Here is an 8,728-nt window from a genome sequence, read left to right on the forward strand (position 1 = left end):
GCTGCCATAGGCTATTGTATCACCCGAAACAATCACTTTTTTGGCATATATGCCATCACAAAAGGCTTTCTGCGGCCATTTTTAAATTGAAGTATGTTGTCCAACGAGCGTGCTGGAAATATAACACCTTCAAAATCTAATCGTCTACTACTTGGTTAATCTCGCACAACGGGACTTTTGTTAAGCTATTTTTCGCAAAATCAAACGCAAAAACTAAAGCGCTTGCCGATTAATGAATAATAATCATTCCGCCTTCGTCTTTTTTATCGCCAAACGATTTTAAGTTATACGTCAGTGAAAACATCACATAACGACGAAGTACCGTGTTTTCTGAGTCGATAATTGCCGTTGGCGTAATCGTACGTCGAGCATTTAAGTTCTGGTCGAGTAAGTCGTACACTTTTACCTTCGCGATAAGCTGTTTCTTCCAAAATTCGTAACCTAAACTTACATTCATCAAATAAAAGTCTTTTCTGAAACCATCGGCAATATTCGAGTTGTAATTGTACGAAAAATCGATTCCGCCAATAACGTTTTTAGGCACGTAGCTGGTAAATTGTAGCTGAGCGCGGTGTGTGAAATTATTTGCCTCATCGATAATATAGTTGGTGTAATTGTTCAAGAACATCGTATAGTTGTATGAAGGCATGATGTCGATAACTTTATCTAACGTATACGAAAGATTCACTCGCGGTGAAATCCGATAGCTTTCATTGGTAAAATCCACAGCATTGGTGAGTCCGCGTGAGAAATTACCACTCATACTCATGGCCGTTGTCCATTTAAAGGTTCTCGTTCCTTTTTTGTAGCTCTTGCTGTAATTTCCACCGAAGTAAAAATTGTACGTATCTCCCACGTTATCATAAGTTGTTACGGCTTTGAAACTATCGTCGAAGACCGTGCTCGAAACTATGGAGTTGGTAGAGTACGTAAATCCGCTGTAAGTGAATAAACCTGCTCGTTGTGCCCAGTCGTAATTGTTAAAAGAGAGGTAAAACGAGTGCTGGTACGTAGGATCGAGCGCGCTGTTTCCGATGAAAGTATTTAACGGATCCGACAAGTTTTCGACGGGCAGAATTTGTTGTGCCTGTGGTAATTGTACGTCGTAATCGTAATTTACATACAAGCTCTTCTTTTCCGAAAACTGATAACTTAAATACGCATTAGCATCTGGGAATACGTAATTTTTGTCTAATTCGGTATTGATACCTAAGTAATCTGATTCGTTATTGAAGTTTACAAATTCGGCACCAACGGTTGCAGAAAAATTGACTTTTTTGCTGTTCCATTGAATGCCTGCTGTTGGGCGAATTTTCTGTGTATTACTGCGAATATCGTTGGATTGAGCGGCGTTTAAATTATCGAAATTGCCCGAACCGGCATCAAAATCGAAGGTTTCTAAAACAGATTTCGAATCTAAAAGTTCATAACGCACACCTAACGCATACCTAGTTGAATCGGTGAGTTTCGCGGTGAATTCCGATTGAATATTAAAATTGTTATTTTTCGAATTGTCGAATTGCCGCTGATTTCGGATGTCGTCCGGACGATCCGCGAAAGTAGTTGCCGAAGCAGTTTGCGTGAGGTTGTTGTTGCGCGAGTTGTCTAAACTAGCATCAACGGTAAGTCCTTGCTTGCGTTTGAAACTTTTGTAATACGTGAAATTTCCAGTAAACTGGTCGTTTTCCGTTCGTGAGTCGTTGTCAAATTCGCTGTCGTTTAACACATCGCCCGCTTCGTTTCTCGTAGTTTGATTTCTACTACTGTAGTTTTTTGCCAACGACTTCGCCAGCGAAGGTGAAAAGAAAATACTGGCGGTGCTATCAATTTTATACTCGAATTCCGAACTAAAATTATGACCGTTTGAGAATGCACGAGTTCTTGCAGCCGACTCCGAAAATGTAGTTCCTGTGGGTAGGAAGTTTACGGTGTTGTTCCGATTGTCATTACGTGTTTCGGTATTCGATAAGAAGTAAGAAGCTTGATTATCAATTTTTCCAAGCCATTTGTCTTGGTAGTTTACACCAACCATGCTCGACTGTGTAATACCGGTGTCATTTGCACCAAAACGCAAGTTGTTGATGCCGAAACTTCCATTGTCGTTGTAATACACGGATCGACTCCTCCCGCCGCCCATGTTATCAAATATCTCGTTCATAGAAAAACCAATCGAGTTTATGTTATTAGAAGAAGCCAAAACGCTCACTTTCCGATCACCTTTAAAACGATTGTATAACAAACTCGATTCATAACGTTCATCCGAACCGTAGCCGCCCATAATCTTACCAAACTGTCCCTTGTTGTTTTCTTCAGCTATGGTTAAATTAATAGTTTTGTTTTCGCTACTTGCTGCTTCTCCAGACAACTCTTCTGATTTGGTTTTAGTATCAGTTACCTGAACTTTTTCGATGATTTCAGCAGGAAGATTCTGCGTGGCAATTTTACCGTCCTTTCCAAAAAACGGTTTCCCATTTACCAAAATGTTATTTACTTCCTTACCGTTTACTGTTATTTTTCCTTCTTCGTCGATTTCCACACCAGGCAGTTGTTTTAAGAGTGCTTCAACATTGGCATCCGGTCCGGTTTTGAACGATGCAGCATTAAATTCCAGCGTATCTTTCTTGATTAAAATCGGTGGCGCCGATCCTTTTAAAATTACCTCTTGCAATTCATTAGCAGCTTCTGCTAGTTCCAATATACCCAAATCGTAATCCGTTTCCGTGCCTTCAAAAACCTTGGTTTGCGTTTCATAACCTACAAAAGAAGCGTTAACAGAAAAAGCCGTGTTTGGCTTCTTGATATTCATCAGAAAATTTCCCGAATTATTGGTAATGGTATAATCGATCATGCTGGAGTCTTTCGCTATACTAACAAAAATCGTAGCTGATGAAACCGGAAGTTTTGTTTTTTTATCGATAACTTTACCCTTTATTTCTATCTTTTGCTGTGCTTGAATTGTTGTACACAAGAATAAAAAGATAACGTAAAGAAGATTTTTCATAGCGAGTTTTAATTTGGGACGAAATTAAAAAGTTTAGGAATACTAACGCAGAAAACAGTAGCATGTTGCAGAGCCAATTATGTTAAATTTTATAACCAAGCCCATTTTTGATTTAACCCTTGAGGCGCTGGCTTTTATTTTCGGAATTTTAAGTGTCTGGTACGGTCGTAAAGAAGATATTAAGGTATATCCAACCGGAATTATAGCTACTGCCATAACAACGTATCTACTTTATAAAGCAGCATACTACGGAGATATGCTTGTAAATGCGTATTTTACAATTATGAGTATTTACGGTTGGTTGGTTTGGAACAGTAAGCAACAACAACAAGCAAATAGCATTGGGAAAGCAAACTTGCGAGATAAATACATTGCTTTTTTATTGTTTGTTTTAACGCTGCTCTTTGTGCGAATAGCGTATTATTTGTTTGACACAGCATTAGCAACCGAAAATTATTTTGACATACTGGCATCAGCCATCTTTTTTTCGGCGATGTACTTCATGGCGCACAAAAAAATAGAAAATTGGCAACTTTGGATTGTGGGCAATTTCATCGTAATTCCGCTTTATTTTTATAGAGAGCTATACTTTTTAGGCGTACAATATGTAATCTTTAATTACCTTGCCGTCCGTGCATATTATGAATGGAAACAAAAACTAACACAAATAACCGGTTTAGCGGCTTAAAAATTGTCGTTTTCGGACCAGAATCTTCAGGCAAAACTACTTTGGCAAAACAATTGGCAGCCAAGTATAATGCCGCGTACGTTCCTGAATTCGCCCGAAAATATATCGCAGACAAAGTCGAATCCACCCAGCAAAATTGCACTTTCGACGACATTTTACCGATCGCAAAAGGGCAGCTGCAAAGCGAGCAGGAAGCCGAACAAACTCCTGCAAACATCATTTTTTACGATACAAATCCGCTGTTAACCGCAGCCTATTCGGAATGCCATTACAATAAAATTCCAGAAGAATTAGAAAACGAAATACCAACGCTTTCGTACGATCTTTATCTACTCACAGAGCCAGATATACCTTGGGAAGCCGACTCAATTCGCCAACACCAAAACCAACGCCAAGACGAGTTTCGAGCATTTAAAAAGTTTCTCAAAAAACGAAACTTACCCTACGCGCGAATTAAAGGAACGCAAACGGAACGTATAGCAACCGCCAGTGCACACATCGATAATCTGCTGCAATTGCTGCAAAATCAATTTAAAGCTGCCGACTATTTGTGGGTGCTTAAGCATCAATTATCGATCCCTAACCTGTTGCAACACATTAATATTGTAAACAACGGAATTGCACCACTACAGTTAGCCGCTCCGGCAACACCGGCAAACGGCATACTCGTTTTGGAACAAGAACAACACGACGAACTTGTCCGAATATTTGATGAAGAGAAAGCAAATTACACACTCGCCAAGTTTGTTCCCGCCTCCGGAGCCGCTAGTCGTATGTTTAAATTCTTGCTCGATTTCCTCGAAAATTACGCACCCGACCAAGACACAATCAACGCATACATAAACAAACACAACGCGAAAGATCTGGCTGTTTTTCTCGTAGGAATAGAAAAGTTCCCCTTCTACGACGAAGTTATCGCCGAATTGAAAAGAAATTATTCCAATTTCGATCGCTGGAATAAAGATTTGAAAGATTATTACTTTATCAAATTCTTGCTCTCATCCCGACATTTCAACTTCGCATCCAAACCAAAAGCGGTTCTACCGTTTCATAAAACAGTAGCCCGCGTTAAAACACCAATCGATGCGCACCTTGAAGAAGCCTTAGCTTATATCCAAACCAAGCATAACGCGCACGTACACTTTACGATAAGCCCGGAATTTCAAGCCGACTTCCAAAGCATAGTCGAAGCTTTTCCCAACACCTCTTCTTCAAAAATCGATGTGAGCTACTCCGTGCAAGAATCGGCAACCGACACCATTGCAGTAGCCAATACAGGATTGCCGTACTACGACAAGAAAAATCATCTCGTTTGCCGCCCGGCAGGGCACGGGGCACTATTAGGAAATCTAAATCGTATTAAAGCCGATATTGTTTTCATAAAAAATATCGATAACGTTTCAGACAAAACATTACCAGCGATTAGTTTTTACAAGAAAATGCTCGCCGGAAAGCTAATTCAAATTCAAAAACGTGTATTCGAAATTCTCCAACAGTTGGAAGCGGGTGTCGATTTACAACTCAGCAATTGGATAGAATTCGCTCAAAGCGACCTAAATATTTCGGCATCCGCAACCATTCTTTCGGCCGATGCCAATTTCAAAAAAGCTTGGCTCTTCGAAAAATTAAACCGCCCCATCCGGGTGTGTGGCATGGTTAAAAACGAAGGCGAACCCGGCGGCGGTCCGTTTTGGGTGCTCGACAAACATCAGCAAAAGAGCCTGCAAATTGTCGAATCCGCGCAAATTAATCTGAACGATCCGCAACAAAAAGCCATTTTCGACGGAAGTACGCACTTTAATCCGGTCGATTTAGTTTGTGCCGTGAAGGACTTTAAAGGCAACGCGTTCGATTTACACAAATTTGTCGATCCAGATAGCGGTTTTATCGTCGAAAAATCGAAAGACGGACAATCGTTTAAAGCCTATGAACTTCCAGGTTTATGGAACGGCTCTATGGCCGATTGGATTACCATTTTTGTAGAAGTACCGCTTCAAACGTTTAATCCGGTAAAAACGGTAAACGATTTGCTTAAACCGGCACATCAGCCATGAACACCGAGCAAATTCTTACCGAAATACAAATGCAAACCGCCCGAAGTTCTGGCGCAGGTGGGCAAAACGTCAATAAAGTTGAAACCAAAATTTTGATCCGCTGGTCGGTAGTCAACACCCAAGCATTTGAACCTTTCGAAAAAGAATTACTTCTAAAAAATCTTCAGACAAGCTCAACGCAAACCGGCGATTTACTCGTTACCGAATCTTCAGCACGTACACAACCTGCCAACAAGAAACTCGCTGTAGCTAAGCTCTTTAAACTGATTCAAAAAGCCCTGCATGTGCCCAAAGAGCGCAAAGCTACTAAGGTGCCCAACAAGGCCATTCGCGCCCGCATTCAGGCCAAAAAAATGCTGTCGGAACGAAAATTCTTGCGCAAACGCCCCGATTTTTAATACATTTGCGCCGTCTCAAAAGGGGTGCTCTAAATAACGAGCTGAGATCATACCTAATGAACCTGAGCAGGTAATGCTGCTAAGGGAATGAGCGATAACCGGCCTCGTGCCGCTCGGTCGCAAAAACCAACAAGTAATTATTAATCAGAATAATTACCCCTTTTTATTCGTAAATTTTTTTACGGATGAAAAAATCATCATTTTCTTTTTTTGGGCGCGCCCACAAGGGTCGGGCTTTACGCTCCAATTTATTTGGCTTACTCACGTCGCCAAATAAGATTTCCGCTGCAATCCCTCGCGCAGCAATCGTTACCGTTTTATGTCTGCCAAGCGCTTTCGCGCAAACGCAACAAGACAGCACGAAAGTGGAAACACTTAGCGAAGTTCTCGTCTCGGGCGTACGTGCCGGAAAAGACGCTCCGCTGGCGTTCTCCAACCTAAAAACCACCGAATTAGTAACCCGAAATCTCGGACAAGACATTCCCATCTTGCTCAATTTCTTGCCTTCGGTTGTTACCACCTCCGATGCCGGAAACGGTTTCGGATACACCGGAATTCGCGTTCGGGGCTCCGATGCAACACGCGTTAACGTTACCATTAACGGTATTCCGTACAACGATTCCGAAAGCCACGGTACGTTTTGGGTAAACTTACCCGATTTCGTTTCTTCTACCGAAAGTTTGCAGCTGCAACGCGGTGTTGGAAGCTCTACCAACGGTGCCGGTGCCTTCGGCGCAAGCCTAAACCTGCAAACCGATAAAATTCGCGAAACCGCTTTTGCCGAAATCGATAATGCAGTAGGAAGCTTCAATTCGCGAAAGCACACACTAAAATTTGGTTCCGGATTACTCAATAACAAATTCGAAATCTCGGGTCGTATCTCCGATTTGAGTTCCGACGGCTACATCGATCGCGCATTCTCCGACCTGCGATCGTATTTCTTTCAAGCCGCGTATCGCTCGGAGAAAACTACCGTAAAAGCACTCGTTTTCGGCGGTCGCGAGCAAACCTACCAAGCGTGGTATGGTATCGATGCCGAAACCTTGCGTACCAACCGAACGTTCAATTTCGCCGGACTTTACACCGACGCAAACGGAAATCCGCAATTTTACAGCAACGAAACTGATAACTACGGACAAGATCACTATCAGTTGCATCTTACGCACCGGTTCAGCTCTCATTGGAGTGCAACAGCCGCTTTACACCTAACGCAAGGAAAAGGCTATTTTGAAAACTACATTTCAGGAGCTACACCGGCAGATTACGGTCTTACTTCTGCGGCAGCTACCACCGATTTAATTCGTCGGAAATGGCTCGATAACGACTTTTTCGGAGCCACGTACAGCTTGAAGTATCTGAAAGATAAAATCGATTTTGTGTACGGCGGTGCGGTAAATCGCTATAACGGACTTCATTTTGGTAACGTGCTGTACACACGTGAGGCCACCAGTTTAGAGCCGGACAGTCGCTATTACCAGCAAGACGCACGAAAAGACGAAGTAAATCAGTTTGCTAAACTCAATTTCCGGGCCAGCGATAAATGGCTTTTCTATGCCGATATGCAATGGCGCTACATCAATTATTTCGCCGAAGCGCTCACACCAGCCGACGTAAACGACAGTTTTTCGTTTTTTAATCCAAAAATGGGTGTTACGTACTTTTTAAAACCCAACCAATCGCTGTACGCATCGTATGCAAAGGCACAACGCGAGCCAAACCGTACCGACTACGAAACGGGTAGCGTACGACCAGAAAAACTAAATGACTTTGAATTGGGTTATCGTTTTCAAGGTTCGAAAGTGTCGTTTCAAGTAAACGGTTACGCTATGCTATACCGCGATCAGTTGGTGCTTACCGGTGCGCTCGACGATGTGGGCAATGCCATTCGAACCAACGTTGGAAAAAGTCACCGTTTGGGAATCGAGCTTGATGCTAACGTACAGCTGACTAAAAAACTCAGCTGGGCACCCAACGCCACGTTTAGCCGAAACCGCAATCAAGATTTTGTTACCGACGTTAACGGCGTTCCAACGGCACTGGGCGAAACCGAAATTGCATTCTCTCCGGAGTGGATTGCAGGAAATGTATTTACTTGGAATGCATTTAAGAATTTCTCTGCAGCGCTGTTGTCTAAATACGTCGGACGTCAGAATTTATCAAACCTCAACGACGCCAATGCCCGATTAAATGCCTATCACCAGCACGACTTAAACTTAAGTTATACTGTAATTCCGAAGGCGTATGCCAAACAATTGCGCTTTTCGGTGTTGGTAAATAACATTCTCGATCGAGATATTGTTTCCAACGGTGCCGATTTTGGCGGTGGTTATGTCGTGTATTATCCGCAGGCCGGAATTAATGTTCTGGCCGGATTAAACATTCAGTTATAAAAAGAACGTCCGATTAACTAATCGGACGTTTTTTTTAGTTGTAAACCCGAATTAATCGCGGATTGATCGTAAAACTCCATTTTTCTTCAGATGTAAATAAAACAACCTACAAACATACCGTTCTCCTGAAATTACCGTTACGGTTTTTCCGTAAAGGGTTCTTTTTTCTTAACAAATTAAAGTTGAAAGATAAAATC

The 8,728-nt window shown here is 42.1% G+C and carries 5 protein-coding genes; 4 read left to right on the top strand and 1 reads right to left on the bottom strand.

What is annotated here, in order from left to right:
* Positions 1-229 precede the first annotated feature (229 nt).
* Complete coding sequence (locus CHX27_RS13475; protein ID WP_094487278.1) at positions 230-3,001, bottom strand: outer membrane beta-barrel protein; 2,772 nt, start codon at positions 2,999-3,001, stop codon at positions 230-232.
* Positions 3,002-3,080: 79 nt separating this feature from the next.
* Here CHX27_RS13475 and pnuC point away from each other — a divergent pair, with 79 nt between their 5' ends.
* From pnuC to CHX27_RS13495, 4 genes are all read left to right on the top strand, one after another.
* On the top strand, positions 3,081-3,689 hold the full coding sequence (gene pnuC, locus CHX27_RS13480; protein ID WP_094487279.1) for a nicotinamide riboside transporter PnuC: 609 nt from the start codon (positions 3,081-3,083) through the stop codon (positions 3,687-3,689).
* The gene (locus CHX27_RS13485) at positions 3,647-5,743 is read left to right on the top strand and encodes a DUF4301 family protein (protein ID WP_094487280.1); all 2,097 of its coding nucleotides are present in this window, start codon (positions 3,647-3,649) and stop codon (positions 5,741-5,743) included. The genes pnuC and CHX27_RS13485 overlap by 43 nt, the downstream gene beginning before the upstream one ends.
* Positions 5,740-6,141: an alternative ribosome rescue aminoacyl-tRNA hydrolase ArfB gene (gene arfB / locus CHX27_RS13490; RefSeq protein ID WP_094487281.1), complete on the top strand. Its 402-nt coding sequence runs from the start codon at positions 5,740-5,742 to the stop codon at positions 6,139-6,141. Before CHX27_RS13485 ends, arfB begins: the two co-directional genes overlap by 4 nt.
* A gap of 185 nt (positions 6,142-6,326) precedes the next feature.
* Positions 6,327-8,531 carry a TonB-dependent receptor gene (locus CHX27_RS13495; protein WP_094487282.1) on the top strand — a complete coding sequence of 735 codons (2,205 nt, stop codon included), beginning with the start codon at positions 6,327-6,329 and terminating at the stop codon, positions 8,529-8,531.
* Positions 8,532-8,728: the final 197 nt, after the last annotated feature.

The sequence above is a fragment of the Flavobacterium aurantiibacter genome, assembly GCF_002251775.1.
Taxonomy (GTDB): Bacteria; Bacteroidota; Bacteroidia; order Flavobacteriales; family Flavobacteriaceae; genus Flavobacterium; species Flavobacterium aurantiibacter.